15 protein-coding genes are annotated in these 19225 nt (G+C 60.9%); 14 read left to right on the top strand and 1 reads right to left on the bottom strand.

Annotation, left to right across the window (positions count from 1 at the left end):
- Positions 1–8: 8 nt before the first annotated feature.
- Positions 9–2654, bottom strand: coding sequence for a pyruvate dehydrogenase (acetyl-transferring), homodimeric type (aceE, locus tag ACYZT6_RS23775; protein ID WP_462028868.1), 2646 nt, complete (start codon positions 2652–2654; stop codon positions 9–11).
- Between aceE and ACYZT6_RS23770 the strand changes: the two genes are divergently transcribed.
- From ACYZT6_RS23770 to ACYZT6_RS23705, 14 genes are all read left to right on the top strand, one after another.
- The gene (locus ACYZT6_RS23770) at positions 2649–3041 is read left to right on the top strand and encodes a hypothetical protein (RefSeq protein ID WP_461978819.1); all 393 of its coding nucleotides are present in this window, start codon (positions 2649–2651) and stop codon (positions 3039–3041) included. The two genes, aceE and ACYZT6_RS23770, sit on opposite strands and share 6 nt — an antisense overlap.
- Entirely contained in the window at positions 3038–5977 is a 2940-nt protein-coding gene (glnE, locus tag ACYZT6_RS23765; RefSeq protein WP_462028867.1) for a bifunctional [glutamate--ammonia ligase]-adenylyl-L-tyrosine phosphorylase/[glutamate--ammonia-ligase] adenylyltransferase, read from the top strand. Before ACYZT6_RS23770 ends, glnE begins: the two co-directional genes overlap by 4 nt.
- A 329-nt stretch (positions 5978–6306) precedes the next feature.
- Positions 6307–7341: a lipopolysaccharide heptosyltransferase II gene (waaF, locus tag ACYZT6_RS23760; RefSeq protein ID WP_462028866.1), complete on the top strand. Its 1035-nt coding sequence runs from the start codon at positions 6307–6309 to the stop codon at positions 7339–7341.
- A gap of 1 nt (position 7342) precedes the next feature.
- Positions 7343–8404 (top strand): lipopolysaccharide heptosyltransferase I, encoded by a 1062-nt coding sequence (gene waaC / locus ACYZT6_RS23755; protein ID WP_462028865.1) that lies wholly within the window; start codon positions 7343–7345, stop codon positions 8402–8404.
- A complete protein-coding gene (locus tag ACYZT6_RS23750) occupies positions 8404–9525 on the top strand; it encodes a glycosyltransferase family 4 protein (RefSeq protein WP_462028864.1) in 1122 nt (373 codons plus the stop codon). The genes waaC and ACYZT6_RS23750 overlap by 1 nt, the downstream gene beginning before the upstream one ends.
- A complete protein-coding gene (rfaP, locus tag ACYZT6_RS23745; protein ID WP_462028863.1) occupies positions 9525–10331 on the top strand; it encodes a lipopolysaccharide core heptose(I) kinase RfaP in 807 nt (268 codons plus the stop codon). Before ACYZT6_RS23750 ends, rfaP begins: the two co-directional genes overlap by 1 nt.
- On the top strand, positions 10331–11065 hold the full coding sequence (locus ACYZT6_RS23740; protein ID WP_462028862.1) for a lipopolysaccharide kinase InaA family protein: 735 nt from the start codon (positions 10331–10333) through the stop codon (positions 11063–11065). The genes rfaP and ACYZT6_RS23740 overlap by 1 nt, the downstream gene beginning before the upstream one ends.
- Complete coding sequence (locus ACYZT6_RS23735) at positions 11062–11814, top strand: lipopolysaccharide kinase InaA family protein (RefSeq protein WP_462028861.1); 753 nt, start codon at positions 11062–11064, stop codon at positions 11812–11814. Before ACYZT6_RS23740 ends, ACYZT6_RS23735 begins: the two co-directional genes overlap by 4 nt.
- A complete protein-coding gene (locus ACYZT6_RS23730) occupies positions 11814–13265 on the top strand; it encodes a lipopolysaccharide kinase InaA family protein (RefSeq protein WP_462028860.1) in 1452 nt (483 codons plus the stop codon). Before ACYZT6_RS23735 ends, ACYZT6_RS23730 begins: the two co-directional genes overlap by 1 nt.
- 225 nt (positions 13266–13490) lie before the next feature.
- Positions 13491–13826, top strand: a complete 336-nt coding sequence (locus tag ACYZT6_RS23725) for a YceK/YidQ family lipoprotein (RefSeq protein ID WP_462028859.1) — start codon at positions 13491–13493, stop codon at positions 13824–13826.
- Between the two features lie 163 nt (positions 13827–13989).
- A complete protein-coding gene (locus tag ACYZT6_RS23720; protein WP_462028858.1) occupies positions 13990–15747 on the top strand; it encodes a carbamoyltransferase family protein in 1758 nt (585 codons plus the stop codon).
- Positions 15731–16861 carry a glycosyltransferase gene (locus ACYZT6_RS23715; RefSeq protein ID WP_462028857.1) on the top strand — a complete coding sequence of 377 codons (1131 nt, stop codon included), beginning with the start codon at positions 15731–15733 and terminating at the stop codon, positions 16859–16861. The genes ACYZT6_RS23720 and ACYZT6_RS23715 overlap by 17 nt, the downstream gene beginning before the upstream one ends.
- On the top strand, positions 16861–17757 hold the full coding sequence (locus ACYZT6_RS23710) for an antimicrobial resistance protein Mig-14 (protein WP_462028856.1): 897 nt from the start codon (positions 16861–16863) through the stop codon (positions 17755–17757). The genes ACYZT6_RS23715 and ACYZT6_RS23710 overlap by 1 nt, the downstream gene beginning before the upstream one ends.
- A gap of 8 nt (positions 17758–17765) precedes the next feature.
- The gene (locus ACYZT6_RS23705) at positions 17766–19199 is read left to right on the top strand and encodes a PIG-L deacetylase family protein (protein ID WP_462028855.1); all 1434 of its coding nucleotides are present in this window, start codon (positions 17766–17768) and stop codon (positions 19197–19199) included.
- Positions 19200–19225 lie beyond the last annotated feature (26 nt).

The following is a 19225-nucleotide window of genomic DNA, read 5'->3' as shown; positions in this document are numbered from 1 at the left end:
GTGTCTCCTCAGCAGTCCAGTGGGTTGCGTTTTTCCGGGTTGATCCCGAACTTGGCGATGGCTTCAGACACCACCTTAGGTTCGATATCACCACGGTCAGCCAGTGCTTCCAGGGCTGCCAACACCACGAATTGACGATCGACTTCGAAGAAGTGACGCAGCTTCTTGCGGCTGTCACTGCGGCCGAAACCGTCGGTGCCCAGGACTTTGAATTCCTTGGACGGGACCCACTGACGAATTTGCTCAGCGAACAGCTTCATGTAGTCGGTAGAGGCGATGACCGGACCTTTACGGCCGTTCAGGCACTCTTCGACATAGCTCAGTTTAGGCTTCTGGCCCGGGTGCAGACGGTTGGTGCGCTCGACGGCCAGGCCATCGCGACGCAGTTCGTTGAAGCTGGTAACGCTCCAGACGTCGGCGGCAACGTTGAACTCTTCACGCAGGATCTTCGCCGCTTCACGGACTTCACGCAGGATGGTGCCGGAGCCCATCAGCTGAACGTGGTGTGCCGCTTCGCGGGTATCTTCTTCGAGCAGGTACATGCCCTTGATGATGCCTTCCTCGACACCGGCCGGCATGGCTGGCTGCTGGTAGGACTCGTTCATCACGGTGATGTAGTAGAAAACGTCCTGCTGCTCTTCGGTCATCTTCTTCATGCCGTCCTGGATGATCACCGCCAGCTCGTAGCCGTAGGTTGGATCAAAGGTGCGGCAGTTCGGGATGGTGCCAGCCAGGATGTGGCTGTGACCGTCTTCATGTTGCAGGCCTTCGCCGTTCAGCGTGGTCCGGCCGGCGGTGCCGCCGATCAGGAAGCCACGGGTGCGGCTGTCGCCAGCGGCCCAGGCCAGGTCGCCGATACGCTGGAAGCCGAACATCGAGTAGAAGATGTAGAACGGCAGCATTGGCTGGTTGTGGCTGGAGTACGAAGTACCGGCAGCGATGAAGGAGCTCATGGCGCCCGCTTCGTTGATGCCTTCTTCGAGGATCTGGCCCTTCTTGTCTTCCTTGTAGAACATCACCTGGTCTTTATCGACTGGCTCGTAGAGCTGGCCGACGGACGAGTAGATGCCCAACTGACGGAACATGCCTTCCATACCGAAGGTACGGGCTTCGTCCGGGATGATCGGGACGATGCGCGAGCCGATTTCCTTGTCCTTGACCAGCTGCGCGAGGATCCGCACGAAGGCCATGGTGGTGGAGATTTCACGGTCGCCCGAACCGTCCAGGATAGCTTTGAGGGTATCGAGTGGTGGCGTCGGGATGTCGAAGCTCTTGGCGCGACGTTGTGGTACAAAACCGCCCAGTGCAGTGCGACGCTCGCTCAGATAACGGGCTTCGGCGCTGCCTGCTTCGGGTTTGAAGAACGGCAGGTTTTCCAGCTCGGAGTCTTTAACCGGAATGTCGAAACGATCGCGGAACAGCTTCAGGCTTTCAACATCCACTTTCTTGGTGTTGTGCGCGGTGTTCTTCGCTTCGCCGGCACCGGTGCCATAACCCTTGATGGTCTTGGCCAGGATAACGGTCGGTTGTTCTTTGTGGTTGACCGCTTCGTGGTACGCCGCGTAGACCTTGTACGGGTCGTGGCCGCCACGGTTGAGTTTCCAGATCTCGTCGTCGGACAGATCAGCAACCATCGCCTTGAGTTCTGGCGTGTTGAAGAAGTGTTCACGCACGAACGCGCCGTCTTTGGCTTTGTAGTTCTGGTACTCGCCGTCGATGACTTCGTCCATGCGACGTTGCAGGATGCCGTCGACGTCTTTGGCCAGCAGAGGGTCCCAGAAACGGCCCCAGATAACTTTGGTCACGTTCCACTGAGCACCGCGGAACACGCCTTCGAGTTCCTGGATGATCTTGCCGTTACCGCGAACCGGGCCGTCGAGGCGCTGCAGGTTGCAGTTGATGACGAAGATCAGGTTGTCGAGCTTCTCGCGGCCAGCCAGCGAGATCGCGCCCAGGGATTCCGGCTCGTCGCACTCGCCGTCGCCCAGGAAGCACCAGACTTTTTGCTTGCCTTCAGGGATGAAGCCACGGGCTTCCAGGTACTTCATGAAACGTGCCTGGTAGATCGCCTGGATCGGGCCCAGCCCCATGGATACGGTCGGGAACTGCCAGAAGTCAGGCATCAGCCAAGGGTGCGGATAGGACGACAGGCCCTGGCCGTCCACTTCCTGGCGGAAGTTGTTCATCTGGTCTTCGGTGATGCGGCCTTCCATGAACGCACGGGCGTAAACGCCTGGCGAGGTGTGACCCTGGAAGTAGATCAGGTCGCCGCCGTGTTCGTCGGTCGGGGCCTGGAAGAAATAGTTGAAGCCGATGTCATACAGGGTTGCGCTGGAGGCGAAGCTGGAGATGTGACCGCCCAGGTCCGAATCTTTCAGGTTCGTACGCATCACCATGGCCATCGCGTTCCAGCGTACCAACGAGCGAATGCGGCGTTCCATGAACAGGTCGCCAGGCATGCGTGCTTCGTGGGTAACGGGAATGGTGTTGCGGTATGGCGTAGTGATGGCGTAAGGCAACTGCGAACCGCTGCGGGTTGCGAGTTCGCCCATACGGGTCATCAGATAATGAGCGCGGTCTTCGCCTTCTTTGTCGAGAACCGATTCCAGGGCGTCCAGCCATTCCTGGGTTTCGACGGGATCGAGGTCTTGCATGGCTTGCTCCAGGGCGGAAAGGCTTCCAGAATCGGTTGCCTGAGTTTGCGACTGGCCTTGTGGGCAGACGATATAAATTCTTGGATTGCCGAGAGGTTGTTCCGGCGGCGTGTAGTTTTACTACAAATCATCGGGCATTTCAGCCTTTCGAATGTATATACGAGTAGTAAAACTACAGATGAGCGGCTTGTGGCCTCCGGCTGCGTTGTGAGAATAATCGTTAAGGTTGGTCTTTTGCCAACCGAAAAAGGTGAAAGCTTGATGCTGTCTGCCAAAAAGAAAGAGATTTCAGCTATTTCTAACCTTTGTTCGACAGTCGATCACGTAGTGCGATTTGAAAATTCACTACATGCAGCCCTCAACACGCCGATCAAGGATAGACCATGAGCCTTCCTCCGCTTGCCGAACTGCCCGGCATTCTCCTGCCGTTTGTCACCCGTGCCGAGCAGTCGTTCCGCACCGCCGTTGCGGAGTTGGAAGACGACCATGGCCTGTCTGCCTGGACGCCTGAGCGCTGGGCACAATTCGCCCGCGTCACCGCCGCCAGCGACTTCGTGACTGAACAAAGTGTGCGTGACCCCTTGATGTTGCTCGCGCTGGTGCAGTCCGGCGAACTGGACCGCAGCTTCGCGCCTGGCGAGTTGTGCGGGCAGATCGCGGCGGCAGTGAATGCGGCCGAAACCGACGACGAGCTCGGACGTGTCTTGCGCTGTCAGCGCACACGCCAGCAAGTGCGAATTATCTGGCGTGACCTGACCCGTCAGGCCGACTTGATCCAGACCTGCCGCGACCTCTCGGACATGGCCGATGCGAGCATCGATCAGGCCTATCAGTGGTTATACGCGCGGCATTGCCAGCAGTTCGGCGTGCCGACCGGCCGGCGCAGCGGCGAGCCGCAGCAGATGGTCATTCTCGGCATGGGCAAGCTCGGTGCTGTGGAGTTGAATCTGTCGTCGGACATCGACCTGATCTTCGCCTACCCCGAAGGCGGCGAAACCGTCGGCGTGAAACGCTCGCTGGATAACCAGGAATTCTTCATTCGACTCGGCCAGCGCCTGATCAAGGCGCTGGACCCGATGACCGTCGACGGTTTTGTGTTCCGCGTCGACATGCGCCTGCGACCTTACGGCTCGGCCGGTGCCCTGGTGCTTAGCTTCAACGCGCTGGAGCAGTATTACCAGGACCAGGGGCGCGACTGGGAGCGCTACGCGATGATCAAGTCGCGGGTGGTGGCCGGCGATCAAGTGGCCGGCGGGCAATTGCAAGAGATGCTGCGCCCGTTCGTTTACCGGCGTTACCTCGACTTCTCGGCGATCGAAGCGCTGCGCACCATGAAGCAGCTGATCCAGCAGGAAGTGCGGCGCAAGGGCATGGCCGACAACATCAAGCTTGGATCGGGCGGCATCCGCGAAGTGGAATTTATCGCCCAGGCGTTTCAGCTGATCCACGGCGGTCGCGACCTGAGCCTGCAGCAACGTCCTCTATTAAAAGTACTGAGCACCCTGGAAGGACAGGGTTACCTGCCGCCGGCGGTGATCAGCGAACTGCGCGAAGGCTACGAATTCCTGCGTTACACCGAACACGCGATCCAGGCGATTGCCGACCGCCAGACCCAAATGCTGCCGGACGGCGCACAGGATCAGGCGCGCATTGCCTTTATGTTGGGCTTCGCTGACTGGGAGGCTTTCCATGAGCAGCTGATGTATTGGCGTGGCCGCGTGGCATGGCACTTCGGTCAGGTGATTGCCGATCCCGATGAAGAGGAAGGCACTGAAAGCGAAGTGGTGGTCGGCGGTGAATGGCTGCCACTGTGGGAAGAAGCTCAGGATGAAGAGGCCGCTTGCCGCCAGTTGGAAGAGGGCGGTTTTGCCGATGCCACCAAGGCTTTGAAGGCGTTGGCCGGTTTGCGCAGCAGCCCGCAGTTGCGTGCTATGCAACGCCTGGGGCGCGAACGCCTCGATGCGTTTATTCCGCGGTTGCTGGCTCAGGCTGTCGAGCATGCCAATCCGGATCTGGTGCTGGAACGTGTGCTGCCGTTGGTTGAAGCAGTGGCCCGTCGCTCCGCGTATCTGGTGTTGCTGACCGAGAACCCCGGCGCGCTGCGACGGTTGCTGACCTTGTGTGCGGCAAGCCCGTGGATCGCTGAGCAAATCACCCGTTTCCCGCTGCTGCTCGACGAGTTGCTCAACGAAGGCCGGCTGTTCAAGCCGCCCCTGGCGCCGGAACTGGCCGCCGAATTGCGCGAGCGTCTGACACGAATTCCCGAAGACGACCTCGAGCAACAAATGGAAGCCCTGCGCCATTTCAAACTGGCGCACCGCTTGCGGGTCGCCGCTTCGGAAATCGCCGGCAGCCTGCCGTTGATGAAAGTCAGCGATTACCTGACCTGGCTCGCTGAAGCGATCCTCGCGCAAGTGCTGGCGCTGGCCTGGCGCCAGACCGTGGCCAAATACGGCACGCCACTGCGCACCGACGGCACCTTGTGCGACCCCGGCTTCATCATTGTCGGTTACGGGAAAGTCGGCGGGCTGGAACTGGGGCATGGTTCAGACCTGGACCTGGTGTTCATCCATGACGGCGATCCGCAGGCGGAAACCGACGGGCCGAAACCTATCGACGGCGCGCAATTTTTCACCCGATTAGGGCAGCGGATCATTCATTTGATTACGACCCAGACCAACTCCGGTCAGCTGTATGAAGTCGATATGCGCCTGCGACCGTCCGGTGCCTCGGGGTTGCTGGTGAGTTCGGTGGGAGCGTTTGCCCGTTATCAGGAAAACGAAGCCTGGACCTGGGAACACCAGGCGCTGGTGCGGGCGCGGGTGCTGGTCGGCAGCCAGGATGTCGGCCAGGCCTTTGAGAAGGTTCGCGCAGCGATATTGGGCAAGGCGCGGGACCTTGCGACCTTGCGCCAGGAGGTGAGCGAGATGCGCGCCAAGATGCGCGATAACCTCGGCAGCAAGAGCACCGCAGCCGGCACCGCGGCAAACGCCTTCGAGGCCACGGCGCTGTTCGATCTCAAGCAGGACGCCGGAGGTATCGTCGATATTGAATTTATGGTGCAATACGCGGCCCTGGCGTGGTCCGAAACACACCCGCCATTGCTGCGCTGGACGGACAACATCCGCATTCTGGAAGAGCTGGAACACGAAGGGCTGATGCCTGCCGAAGATGCCAGTTTGCTGCGAGAGGCCTATAAAGCCTACCGCTCCGCCGCGCACCGGCAGGCCTTGCAGAAGGACGCCGGGGTGATACCGGGCGACCAGTTCGCGGACGAACGGCGGCAGGTATTGCGGATCTGGCGCGAGCTGGGGCTAAGCTGAAACCGGATAGTTGAAACACCAAATAACCCTGTGGGAGCGGGCTTGCCCGCGATGAGGCCGTCACATTCAACATTGCTGGCGACTGATGCTCCGCTATCGCGGGCAAGCCCGCTCCCACAGGGTGCGCAGTGTTTTATAGATTGAGGCAGCTAAGCTGCACCGCACTGGATGTGCACCAATACCCAATGTGGGAGCGAGCTTGCTCGCGATAGCGGAGTGACAGTCGACAGCAATGTTGAAGGTGATGACCCATCGCAAGCCCGCACGCTCCCGCAGTGATTCTCGAGGCGGGGAGGCGTATGCCTCCCCGGTTCGTTTTTGGAAACCACATGAAAATTCTGATCGTTGGGCCCAGTTGGGTCGGTGACATGGTGATGGCGCAGACACTGTTTCAGTGTCTCAAGCAACGCCACCCGCAATGCGAAATCGACGTCCTGGCCCCCGAGTGGAGCCGGCCGATCCTGGAGCGCATGCCCGAAGTCCGTCAGGCCTTGAGCTTTCCGCTCGGCCACGGCGCCTTGGAGCTGGCGACACGTCGGCGCATCGGCAAATCCCTGGCCGGCCAGTACGACCAGGCGATCCTGCTGCCAAATTCCTTGAAATCGGCGCTGGTGCCGTTCTTCGCCGGCACCCCGAAACGCACCGGCTGGCGTGGCGAGTTCCGCTACGGCCTGCTCAATGACGTGCGCACCCTGGATAAAGAACGTTATCCGCTGATGATCGAGCGCTTCATGGCGCTGGCTTATGAGCGCGATGCCGAGCTGCCGACACCGTATCCACGGCCGAGCCTGCAGATCGACCCGGTCACCCGCGAGGCGGCACTGGCCAAGTTTGGCCTGGCCCTCGACCGCCCGGTGTTGGTCCTGTGCCCCGGTGCCGAGTTCGGCGAATCCAAGCGCTGGCCGTCCGAGCACTACGCCAAGGTCGCCGAAGCGAAGATCCGCGAAGGCTGGCAAGTCTGGTTGTTCGGTTCGAAAAACGATCACGCGGTCGGCGAAGACATCCGCGCGCGGCTGATACCCGGCCTGCGTGAAGAGTCGGTGAACCTCAGCGGCGGCACTTCCCTGGCCGAAGCCATCGACCTGATGTCCTGCGCCGACGCAGTGGTCTCCAACGACTCCGGCCTGATGCACGTCGCCGCGGCGCTGAACCGCCCGTTGGTGGCGGTCTACGGCTCGACGTCGCCTGGCTTCACGCCACCTTTGGCCGAGCACGTCGAGATCGTACGGCTGGGCCTCGAATGCAGCCCTTGCTTCGATCGCACCTGCCGCTTCGGTCATTACAACTGCCTGCGCCAGCTCATGCCGCAAGCGGTGAACGAAGCCTTGCAGCGGTTGCAGGGCACTGTGGTCGAGGTCAAATAGTTTGCGCGTACTGTTGATCAAGACTTCTTCGCTGGGCGACGTGATTCACGCGTTGCCAGCGTTGACCGACGCGGCGCGGGCGATTCCCGGCATCACGTTCGACTGGGTAGTGGAAGAAGGCTTCGCCGAAATCCCGACCTGGCACCCGGCCGTGGGCAAGGTGATTCCGGTGGCGATCCGTCGCTGGCGCAAGAACCTCTGGCAAACCTTTAAAAGTGGCGAGTGGAAGCGCTTCAAGCAAAGCGTTCGCGCCACGAAATATGACTTGGTGATTGATGCCCAGGGCCTGCTGAAAAGCGCTTGGTTGACGCGCTATGTCAAAGCGCCGGTCGCCGGGCTCGACAAGGATTCGGCGCGCGAACCCCTCGCCGCACGTTTCTATTCCCGTCGCCTGGCAGTGAGCCGTGGGCAGCACGCGGTAGAGCGGGTCCGTCAATTGTTCGCCCTGGCGTTGGGCTACGACTTGCCAAAAGGTCTGGGCGATTACGGCCTGAACGTCGAACGACTGGTGGAACTGCCGCGCAAGAATCCGTACGTGCTGTTCCTGCACGGCACCACGTGGGACACCAAACACTGGCCGGAAGCCTATTGGCGCGAACTGGCCGAGCGCGTTGGCTACCTCGGCGTCGCCGTGAAGTTGCCGTGGGGCAATCCAGTCGAAAAAGCCCGGGCCGAGCGCATTGCGGCAGGGTTCAGGCATGTCGAAGTGCTGCCCAAACTGAACCTGGCCGGTGTCGGCAAGGTGCTGGCCGGCGCTCAAGCCTGCGTGGCAGTGGACACCGGTCTCGGTCATCTGGCCGCCGCGCTCGATGTGCCGACCCTGTCGCTGTTCGGCCCGACCAACCCGGGCCTGACCGGCGCCTACGGCAAGGCGCAGATTCACATCGCCAGTGATTTCCCTTGCGCGCCGTGCCTGCAAAAGAAATGCACCTATCAACCGACGGCCGAAGATGCCCGTCAGTTCGACCTGAAACGCGAGTGGCCCCTGTGCTTCACGCGTCTGAATCCCGAGCGTGTCGCGACCCGACTGAGCACGTTGTTACTGGCTGAGGAGCTGCGCTGATGCAATTGGCATTCGTCTTGTACAAGTACTTTCCGTTCGGGGGCTTGCAGCGCGACTTCATGCGCATTGCCCTGGAATGTCAGCAGCGCGGCCATCAGATTCGCGTCTACACGCTGATCTGGGAAGGCGATGTCCCGCCGGGTTTCGAAGTGCTGGTGGCGCCGGTCAAGGCGTTCTTCAATCATCGGCGCAACGAGAAGCTCAGCGAATGGATGGAAGCGGACCTGGCCAAGCGTCCCGTGGACCGTCTGATCGGCTTCAACAAGATGCCGGGCCTGGACGTTTACTACGCCGCCGACGGCTGCTTCGAAGACAAGGCGCAGAACCTGCGTAACTCGCTGTACCGTCGTTGGGGTCGCTACCGGCACTTTGCCGAGTACGAGCGCGCAGTGTTCGCCAAGGACGCCAAGACCGAAGTGCTGATGATTTCCGAGGTCCAGCAGCCGCTGTTCATCAAGCATTACGACACGCCGCTGGAGCGCTTCCATTTGCTGCCGCCGGGCATCTCTCAGGACCGTCGCGCCCCGGCCAATGCCGCCGAAATCCGTGCCGATTTCCGTCGCGAATTCAATCTCAGGGACGATGACTTGCTGCTGGTGCAGATCGGCTCCGGGTTCAAGACCAAGGGCGTGGATCGCAGCCTCAAGGCACTGGCCGCATTGCCCGCCGATCTGAAGAAACGCACCCGGCTGTTTGTAATTGGCCAGGATGACCCCAAATTATTCCAGATGCAGAGCGCCACGTTGGGGCTCGGTGACAACGTGACGTTCCTCAAGGGACGCAGCGATATCCCACGTTTCCTGCTGGGTGCCGACCTGTTGATTCATCCGGCGTATAACGAAAACACCGGGACGGTGCTGCTCGAAGCGCTGGTAGCCGGATTGCCGGTATTGGTGAGCGCGGTCTGTGGTTACGCCCATTACATCGCCGAGGCCGACGCTGGCCTGGTGTTGGACGAGCCGTTCGATCAGGCTCAACTGACTCAGTACCTGACCGGCATGTTGAACGACGCTCAAGCACGGGCGGCCTGGAGCCGCAACGGTCTGGCCTTCGCTGAGACGGCCGACCTCTACAGCATGCCGCAGCACGCGGCCGATGTGATTCTGGCGGAGCACGCTTAATGAAGTTGATGCTGGCTGAACCGTTCAAGAGCCTTTGGGCCGGGCGCGATGCGTTCACCGAAGTCGAAGGCTTGCAGGGCGAGGTTTACCGTGAACTGGAAGCGCGCCGCACCTTGCGCACTGAAGTGAACGGCAATGGTTTTTTCGTGAAGATCCACCGTGGCATCGGCTGGGGCGAGATCTTCAAGAACCTGCTGACGGCCAAGCTGCCGGTGCTCGGCGCGGGTCAGGAGTGGAAGGCCATTCAGCGCCTGAAAGAAGTCGGCGTGCCGACCATGACGGCGGTGGCTTACGGCGAAAAGGGCAGCAACCCGGCGGATCAGCATTCGTTCATCGTCACCGAAGAGCTGGCGCCCACCGTCAGCCTCGAAGACTTCAGTATCGACTGGATCAAGAGCCCGCCTGAGCCTGCGCTCAAACGCGCGCTGATCGCCGAAGTCGCACGCATGACCGGCATGATGCACCGCGCCGGGGTCAACCATCGCGACTGCTACATCTGCCACTTCCTGCTGCACACCGACAAACCGGTGACCGCCGACGACTTCAAGCTCTCGGTAATCGACCTGCACCGCGCCCAGACCCGTCCGACGATCACTCAGCGCTGGCGCAACAAGGATCTGGCGGCGCTGTACTTTTCGGCACTGGACATCGGCCTGACCAAACGCGACAAACTGCGATTCCTCAAAGGCTACTTCCAGCGGCCCTTGCGTCAGATTCTGGGCGAGGAGGCCGGATTGCTCGCCTGGCTCGAAGGCAAGGCCAACAAACTCTACGACCGCAAACAGCGATACGGGGATGCGCTCTGATGCCGGGTTGGAAACTGGAGCCTGCTTACAGCAATCTGGCGGAAGATTTTGGCTGCCTGGAAGCGGTGTTCGCGCTGCAGGGCGAACGCCTGACCCGCGACCCGTTGTCCGAGGTCATCCGCGTCAATCGCAACGGCGTCAATTACTACGTCAAGCGCTACAGCGGCGCCGGCAAAGGCCTGCGTCGTTATCTGGGCAAGCCTCGGGTCAAGGCCGAATGGCAGAACCTCAAGCGCTTCGCCAAGTGGGGTATTCCCACCGCTGAAGTGGTGGCCTGGGGCCTGGAGCGGCGCGGCGCGGCGTATGCCCGTGGCGCGATGATCACCCGCGAACTGCCGAACACAGAAGACTTGTCGGCCCTCGCGGACCGCCATGATCCGAAGTTGGCGGACCGCGCCTGGGTCGATACCGTCAGTCGTCAGTTGGCGGGTTACACCCGGACCATGCACGACAACCGTTTCACCCATAACGATTTGAAGTGGCGCAACCTGCTGGTCGACGACGAGGCCAAGCTGTTCCTGATCGATTGCCCCAATGGCGATTTCTGGCGCGGCTTCTGGCTCAAGTACCGGATCACCAAGGACCTGGCGTGTCTCGACAAGGTGGCCAAATATCACCTGTCGGCGACCCAGCGCCTGCGCTTTTACCTGCAATACCGCCAGCGTGACCGGCTGAATGCCGACGACAAAAAGCGCATCCGGCACGTGGTGAGATTTTTCGAGGGGCGCGAATGACTGATTTTCTGGCCGCTGAAGACCGTGCGCTGCTTGAGCGTCATGGCCTCGGCACGTTCGACGCACTGTGGGCCAAGCAGCTCGACGCGGTGGATGAACCCAACACCGTCGGTGGCGGCTGGAGCAGCGTGTTTCGGCTGGATCTGGAAGGTCATGGCTACTACCTCAAGCGCCAGTGCAACTACCTGACGCGCACCTTCCATGCGCCGTTTGGCGAACCGAGTTTTGCCCGCGAGTTTCGCAACATCAGTCGTTATCAGAAGCTGGGCATTCCGGCGCTGCAGGCGGCATTTTTTGGTGAACGCAAAGTCGACGGGGAAGTGCGGGCGGTTCTGCTGACTCGCGCGCTGGACGGTTGGGATGACCTGGATTCGCTGTTGCAGCGCTGGTCGGACCTCAGCGAGGCGCAGCACTCGGCCATTATGAAAGCCTGCGGCGAACTGGCGCGGCGCCTGCACGGCGTGCGCCAGGTCCACGGCTGCTTCTACCCTAAACACATTTTTCTGCAGGCCACGGGCGACGGTTATCAGGCGCAGTTGATCGACCTGGAAAAGACCCGGCCGTTGCTGTTCGGTCAGCGTGACCGGGTCAAGGACCTGGAACCGTTGCTGCGCCGCGCGCCGGAGTGGACTGAAGCGCAGTTGCGCGAGTTGCTGGCGGTTTATGTGGATCAGCCGCGGGACAGTTCGCTGGTGGACAGTTGGGTTTCGCGCCTGACCGAACGGCGCAGTCACAAGGAGACGCGCTGATGCGATTGTCCGAACTGAAAGACGCCGGCCGCAGCCCGAGCCTGCCGATGAGCATTTCGCTGGCTGATGCCGCCGGTCCCGCCGAGTTGCAGCTGCTGAGCTTGCTGCGAGTATTGCCGGGGCAGCGTTACGTGGGGGCCGGCGTGTGGCGCGGCCGGCCGGTGCTGGCCAAGTTATTGGTCGGCAGCAAAGCGGCGCGGCATTTTCAGCGCGAATTGGACGGCGTGCGTTTGCTCGCCGATCAGGGGCTGACCACACCGCAGCTGCTGGTGGATGGCCTGAAAGAGGGCGAGGGTGGCTGGCTGTTGTTCGACTTCCTCGAAGGTGCCGAAAGCCTGGGGGAGACCTGGAAACAGGTCGAACACTTGCCGGTGCTGGCGGATATGCAAGGGGCCGTGCTGGCCGAGGCGTTGGGCGCTATTGGCCAAATGCATCGCAAGGGGCTCTGGCAGGAAGACCTGCATCTGGACAACCTCTTGCGTCAGCGAGGTCGGTTGTACCTGATCGATGGCGGCGGCGTCTGTGCTGAGACGCCGGGCCAGCCGTTGTCACGGCAGAAGGTCCTGGAAAACCTCGGCGTGTTTTTCGCCCAATTGCCCAAGACGCTGGAACCGTTCACCGAAGAATTGCTGGTGTATTACCTGTTGAGCAACGGCGAACACGCGTTGCCGATGGAAGCGCTGCAGAAGCAGATCGACAAGGTTCGCGGCTGGCGCTTGAAGGACTACCTGATCAAGGTCGGCCGCGAATGCACGTTGTTCAGCGTCCAGCGTGGGGCTTTTGGCCTGCGGGCTATTCGTCGCGAGGAAGAAGCAGCAATGCTGCCAGTGCTGGAGCAGGCCGATGCCTTGCTCGACCAGGGTCATCTCTACAAGACCGGCGGCGCGGCGAGCGTAGGAAAAGTCGAGGTTGATGGTCGGACGCTGGTGATCAAGCGCTACAACATCAAAGGCTTTGCACACTGGCTCAAACGCTTCTGGCGCCCGAGCCGTGCCTGGCACTCGTGGCGCGAAGGCAATCGCCTCGCCTTCCTCGGCATCGCCACGCCCAAACCGTTGGCGTTGCTGGAGAAGCGTTTTCTCTGGCTGCGCAGTCGGGCGTATCTGGTGACCGAGTTTCTGCCGGGACCGGACATCATCGAGCGCTTTGCCCCATACGTTGAACGTGGTGATGCGCCCGAAGCTGAATTGGTGGCGCTGGATCATTTGTTCGCCGAGCTGATCCGCGAGCGCATCAGTCATGGGGACTTCAAAGGCCACAACCTGTTCTGGCAGCAGGATCGCTGGGCGCTGATCGATCTGGACTCGATGTGTCAGCATGGCTCGACGAGCAGCTTTGCCCCGGCGTATGCGCGGGATCGGGCGCGGTTCATGCGTAACTGGCCCGAGAGCAGTGCGCTTTATCAGGTCATTGACCGGCGTCTGCCCAAAGACATCTCTGGCGCTGCCTGAATCCAATCGTCGGAACGCCGCCCGGAGTCGGCTCGCTCCCACATTGATCTACTGTGCGGCGCAGATCCCGTGTGGGAGCCAGCCTGCTGGCGATGTGGCCAGTCCTACTCATGGAGATCTGGAGGACAAGTTCTTGTGAATCGTCCTACATGATCCACAGACCCCATGAACTGTGCCCTGAATAGCCATGATGCTAGTTTGCCTGACGTTCACGGAGGGCAAATCTTGACCATAAAAACAGCTGTTGCGATCGGCACTTTCTCACTGATTTTATCGGGCTGCGGCACCGCACTGACGGTGCTGCAAGATGACGAAGACGCCGCTCGCGGCCTGCGAAAGCAAAAAACCTACTGCCAGTCCATCCCCCGCATTTACAGCGGCCTGGCCTACGACTTCTGCATCTTGAATGCCCCGCCTGATCCCACCGGCTTCCTCGTGCCCTTCGTACTGCTGGACTTGACCCTGTCGGGGGTCATGGACACGGTTTCCTTGCCCTACACGATTTACCGCCAGGCCTCCGACGGCAATCTCGGTATTTACTGGCGGGCAGGCCGCGGATAAGCGGGACGCCACGCTTTCGTCCAAGAGGGGTAATAAGCGCTGGGTCATTCCCGCCATGTTTACGCTATAATCCCGCCCTTTAGCTGTCTCTCGCCCCTTGCGAGGGCACATTAATTTTTGAGGCGCTTGTCGCCTGCATGCAGACTAAAGAGGCTAGACCCCTGTGGCATTGACGATTCTTGGCCTGTCCGGCGCCCTTAGCCATGATCCTTCCGCAGCCTTGTACATCGACGGCAAGCTGGTCGCGGCGGCTGAAGAAGAGCGCTTTGTGCGCGATAAACATGCAAAGAACCGCATGCCTTACGAATCGGCGAAGTTCTGCCTCGAGCAGGCGGGCATCAAGCCGTCCGATGTTGACGTGGTCGCGATTCCCTTCGCCCCGATCAGCCTGTTCGGCAAGGCTCGGTGGCAGTACGCCAAGCGCTACTGGTACGCCCCGGACCGCGCCCTCGATGCGATCCTGATGGGCAACCGTCGCTACAAGCGCTATCGCAACAAGATCGTCTGGTGCCTCGAGCAACTGGGTTTCGATCCGAAGAAAATCAAGATCGAACCCGTTGAGCACCACTTGGCCCACGCCTCCAGTGCTTACCACTGCTCCGGTTTCAAAGAGAAAACCGCGATCCTGGGGATCGACGGCAAGGGTGAGTACGCCACGACCTTCTTCGGTTACGGCGAAAACGGCAAGATCCACAAGATCAAGGAATTCTTCGACCCTGACTCCCTCGGCGGCCTGTACGGCGCAATCACCGAGTTCCTCGGTTTCGATATGCTCGACGGTGAGTTCAAGGTCATGGGCATGGCGCCGTACGGCGACGCCAGCAAATACGATTTCTCGCGCCTGGCTTCGTTCGAAAACGGCGAGCTGGTGATCAACACTGACTACGCCAACGTCATCGGCCTGCGTCGTTATAAAGAGAAGGGCAAAGGTTACTACTTCTCGCCGAAGCTGATCGAGTGGCTGGGTCCCAAGCGCGAAGGCGATATCGCCGACGAGCCGTACATCCACTACGCCGCGAGCATTCAAGCGCTGTTCGAAAAAATTTCGTTGCAGATGATCGACCACTACCTGGGCGACGTGCTCAAGGAAACCGGCAAGCTGGCCTACGCCGGTGGCTGTGCGTTGAACGTCAAGCTCAACCAGAAAATCATCGCTCGCGATGACGTAAAAGAATTGTTCGTTCAGCCTGCTTCCGGTGATGCCGGTACGGCGGTCGGCGCGGCGGCCTATGTGTCCCACGCCCGTGGCGTACCGGTCGAGAAGATGGAACACGTCTACCTCGGCCCGTCCTACAGCAACGAAGACGTTGTCGCCGCGTGCGCTCGTCACCCGAGCAAGCCGGTATGGCGCAAGCTCGAAAACATGCCGGAAAACATCGCCAAAATCATGGTCGATGGCAACCCGGTAGCTTGGTTCCAGGGGCGTATGGAGTTCGGCCCGCGTGCCTTGGGCGGTCGTTCGATCATCGGTTGCCCGAGCGCTGTCGGCGTGGCTGACCGCATCAACCACCAGATCAAGTTCCGCGAGCGCTGGAGGCCTTTCTGCCCGTCGATGCTCGACACCGTGGCCCCGCAGATGATCAAGATCGATCACCCGGCGCCGTTCATGACCTTCACCTTCGAAGTGGCTGAAGAGTGGAAAACCCGCGTGCCGGAAGTCGTCCACGAAGACGGCACCTCCCGGGCCCAGGTGCTCAAGCGCGAATACAACCCGCGCTACTACGACATGATGAAGGCGCTGGAAGTGCTGACCGGCAACGGCGTGTCGCTGAACACCTCGCTCAACCGTCGTGGCGAGCCGATGATCTGCTCGCCGACCGACGCGCTGAACATGTTCTTCGGTTCCGATCTACAGTATCTGATCATGGAAGACATCCTGGTGGTCAAAGAGGGCGCCAACGCTTATGACACGCTCGGCTGAACGCCATGTGTTGCAGTTCTGCCACGGCTATGACGGGCCGTTCCTGGACTGCGCCCGGCAGTACGCCAGCCTGTTCGCGGGCACTGGCTATCGCGTGACCACGGTCTTTTTGACCGGGGCCGCCGATAGCGAAGTGGCCGCGAACTGCGCTTCCGATGAAGTGCTGTTCATGGAGTACAGCTCCAAGGCCATTCGTGGCCTGAAGCTGGGCGCCATCGGCGATCTGCGCAAGATCGCCGCCTCGCGCAACTTCAGTTTCTGCATTGCTCACCGTTTCAAGCCGATCTACATCGCCTTGCTCGGCACCTCGCTGCCGGTGATCGGTGTGCATCACGCATTCGGTGATTACAAACGCGGCACACGTAAACTCTTCGCCCATATTTTCCGCAAGCGCCTGAGCCTGCTCGGGGTCTCCGATGCGGTGCGTGACGACATGCGCCGTTGCCTGCCGAAATGGCCGGCCGGGCGGATTCAGACGCTCTACAACCGTGTCGATGTGCCCGAGTTGCAGACCAGCCAGGTGTCGGTGCGCGAAGCCCGGGAAACCCTCGGTCTGTCGGCGGATGCCTGGATTGTCGGCAACGTCGGGCGGCTGCATCCGGACAAAGACCAGACCACGCTGCTGCACGGTTTTGCCGAAGCATTGCCGGGTTTGCCGGTCAATAGCCAACTGGTGATTCTCGGTAGCGGTCGTCTGGAAGAGGACCTCAAAGCCCTGGCCCGCGAACTGGGTATCGGCGATCGCGTGCTGTTTCTCGGTCAAGTGCCGGATGCCCGTCGCTACTTCCGTGCCTTCGATGTGTTTGCCCTGAGTTCTGATCACGAACCCTTCGGCATGGTGCTGCTGGAAGCCATGGCCGCCGGCGTACCGTTGCTCGCCACCGCGTGCGGTGGGGCGAAGGAAGTCGTTGAGGGCGTGGGCATTCTGTTCCCGCTGGGCGATGCCGAACACCTGGCGCAAGGGCTGAAACATCTGGCCGCGATGGACGACCTGCAACGCCGCCAGTGTGCCGAGATGATGCTCGACCGCCTGCGTGAGCGTTTCTCCGACCGCGCGGTACGCGATGCATTCTGGCATTTGCCACACGTTACAGAACTGGCACCGAGGGGCTGATGCTCAACCGATTTCAAGGCTGGCGCGAACGGGGCTGGGCGGTGGTCGACGCCTCGACTTATGCACAGGCCTGGCAACGTTTTGGCGGCAGCGTCGCGACACATCCTCTGGTGGTTGAGCGTCTGGCACAGTTGGCCGGGATCCCGGTGCGTTACCTGGCCTGGGAACAAAACGGTGAAGTGAAAGCCGCCATCCCGACCTGGGGACGCGACCTGGCACTGTCCAAAGACGTGCTCAAGCGCCGCGGTAAAAAGGGCTTGTTCGACCTCGGCAATGCCGAATTGATCCTGCCGGCCGCCGCTGATGCGCAAGCACCACTGCGCCATCGCGGACGTTATTTGTCGGCGCTGAGCGAAGGCCGTTTCACCGACATCAAGTTGCAGACCGAACAACTGGCCATGGCCCGCACACCCGAAGAGTTGTCGAAGAAGTTTCGCTACAACCAGCGCCGTGAATTGCGTCTGCTGGAAGAGGCCGGCGGGGTGGTGCGGCCGGTCGCCGATTTTTCCAGCACTGAGCTGGCAGCGATCTATTGCGACCTGTTCCAGCGCCGCTGGGGCTTCCCGGCCACCGGTGCCGAGCGTATGGCGGAGGTGATCGAACTGCTGCGGGACTTGCTGATCGGCTCGGTGATTTTCCTCAACGATGCACCGATTGCGATTCAACTGGTGTACCGCGTCGAGGCGCCGGAGTGGATCAGCGTCGAGTACATCAACGGCGGCGTCGATCCTGAAACACGTGAGTTCAGCCCCGGTAGCGTGCTGAGTTTCCTCAACACCCAAAGTGCCTGGGAACACGCTCGCGCCCTGGATAAACCCTTGCGGTTTTCCTTCGGCCGCGCCGATAGAGAATACAAGGACCGCTGGTGCAATCCTGTGCCGGTCTTCACCGTGTGAGTGAACCCATGAGCCGCAAACAGCAACTGCTCAAGCGCCATCGGCGCAACAAACGCATTGGCCTGTTGATCGCGCTGGTGCTGTTGATTGCCACCGGCGTGCTGGTGGCCTGGTGGTTACCGCTGGTGCTCGCGGTGCTGGGCTGGATTGCCCACGAGGCGTGGTTCGCCGACCACTTGTTCTATTCGCCGAAAGATGATTACCAATACAGTTTTCCGCCGTACACCCAAAAGCCCAAGGTTCACCTGGACGGGGAGCGTTTGCGGCTGGACGAGGGTGTCATGCTGGTCGACGACGCCACGCTGGTATTGGCGCTGCGGATAAAAAGCACGTGGCTGGGACGCTTTATCGATCCGGTGGTCGAGTTGGCGGGTGGCGAGAATCCCGACCGGCAAACGTTCGAGCGTGGCGTGAACGGCCTGCGTTATCTGAACCTCAGTGGTCAGTCGCAAGTGCTGTCGCGGGGTGAGTTACGGCTGCGCGGGCGTTTCTGCCGGCTGCTCGGCGAGCCCGTACTGTGGGCGTTCGAACAACCGGATTATCGCCGCCAGCGAGTGATGGTGATCGCGCCCCACGCCGACGACGCCGAACTGGCCGCCTATGGTTTGTACAGCCAGGCCGATGAAGCCTGGATCGTCACCCTCACCGCCGGTGAAATCGAAGCCGAACATTATCAGCAGATCGGCCTGGACAAGGTCGAGGCCGCCCGACTCAAGGGCCGTTTGCGCGCCTGGGACAGCATCGCTGTGCCGCGTTGGGCGGGTGTGCCTGAAGCGCATTGCGTGCAGTTGGGTTATTTCTGTCTGCAACTGGCGGCGATGCAGGCCGCACCGGCCAAGCCGATGGGCTCGCGTGAAGCGGAGTCGAGTGACACCCGCGTCTATCGCCAGTTGAATCCCTTTACCTTGCCGGGCGACGTTGACGGCGCACCGACCTGGAACAACCTGCTGGCCGATCTGCGTGAACTGTTGTTGCGCGCACGCCCTGAAGTGATCGTGCTGCCGCACCCGACGCTCGATCCGCATCCCGATCATCTTTGCGCCCAGCAAGCGGTCCTCGAAGCCTTGAAAGGCCTTGAATGGCAGCCGACCACTTTGCTCGGATACGCCAATCATCTGCACGATAACGACCGCTGGCCGATGGGCGATGCGGGACATGGTATCGCGTTGCCACCGGCCTTCGACCCGGCGACGCCGATGCAGCCTTGCTGCCTGCCGCTGCCGCTGGACCTTCAGCGTGATAAGGCCATGGCGCTGGGCATGATGCACGACCTTCAACCGCGCATGCCGTTCAAGCGACGTTTGCGTCGGTCGATACAGCGGCTGTTGGCCCGTAGATTGCCGCCCCTTTATGGCGAGAATGAATTCTTTCGCAAAGCGGTCAGGCGTCATGAATTGTTATGGCTGTTGAAGCATGGTGAAACATCTCAACAGCAGAAATGAAGCACTTCGCGGCCTAGCATGGCCGC

The sequence above is a fragment of the Pseudomonas sp. RT6P73 genome (assembly GCF_054897715.1).
Note: the sequence above shows the minus strand (reverse complement) of the source record. Positions and strands in the feature narration are given on the sequence as shown.

Bases quoted from the DNA above. Each gene is read 5' to 3' on its own strand.
- ACYZT6_RS23710 (WP_462028856.1), top strand. From the start codon at position 16,861: ATGCTCAACCGATTTCAAGGCTGGCGCGAACGGGGCTGGGCGGTGGTC.
- ACYZT6_RS23730 (WP_462028860.1), top strand. From the start codon at position 11,814: ATGCGATTGTCCGAACTGAAAGACGCCGGCCGCAGCCCGAGCCTGCCG.
- rfaP (WP_462028863.1), top strand. From the start codon at position 9,525: ATGAAGTTGATGCTGGCTGAACCGTTCAAGAGCCTTTGGGCCGGGCGC.
- aceE (WP_462028868.1), bottom strand. From the start codon at position 2,654: ATGCAAGACCTCGATCCCGTCGAAACCCAGGAATGGCTGGACGCCCTG.
- glnE (WP_462028867.1), top strand. From the start codon at position 3,038: ATGAGCCTTCCTCCGCTTGCCGAACTGCCCGGCATTCTCCTGCCGTTT.
- ACYZT6_RS23740 (WP_462028862.1), top strand. From the start codon at position 10,331: ATGCCGGGTTGGAAACTGGAGCCTGCTTACAGCAATCTGGCGGAAGAT.
- waaF (WP_462028866.1), top strand. From the start codon at position 6,307: ATGAAAATTCTGATCGTTGGGCCCAGTTGGGTCGGTGACATGGTGATG.
- ACYZT6_RS23705 (WP_462028855.1), top strand. From the start codon at position 17,766: ATGAGCCGCAAACAGCAACTGCTCAAGCGCCATCGGCGCAACAAACGC.
- ACYZT6_RS23715 (WP_462028857.1), top strand. From the start codon at position 15,731: ATGACACGCTCGGCTGAACGCCATGTGTTGCAGTTCTGCCACGGCTAT.
- ACYZT6_RS23750 (WP_462028864.1), top strand. From the start codon at position 8,404: ATGCAATTGGCATTCGTCTTGTACAAGTACTTTCCGTTCGGGGGCTTG.
- ACYZT6_RS23735 (WP_462028861.1), top strand. From the start codon at position 11,062: ATGACTGATTTTCTGGCCGCTGAAGACCGTGCGCTGCTTGAGCGTCAT.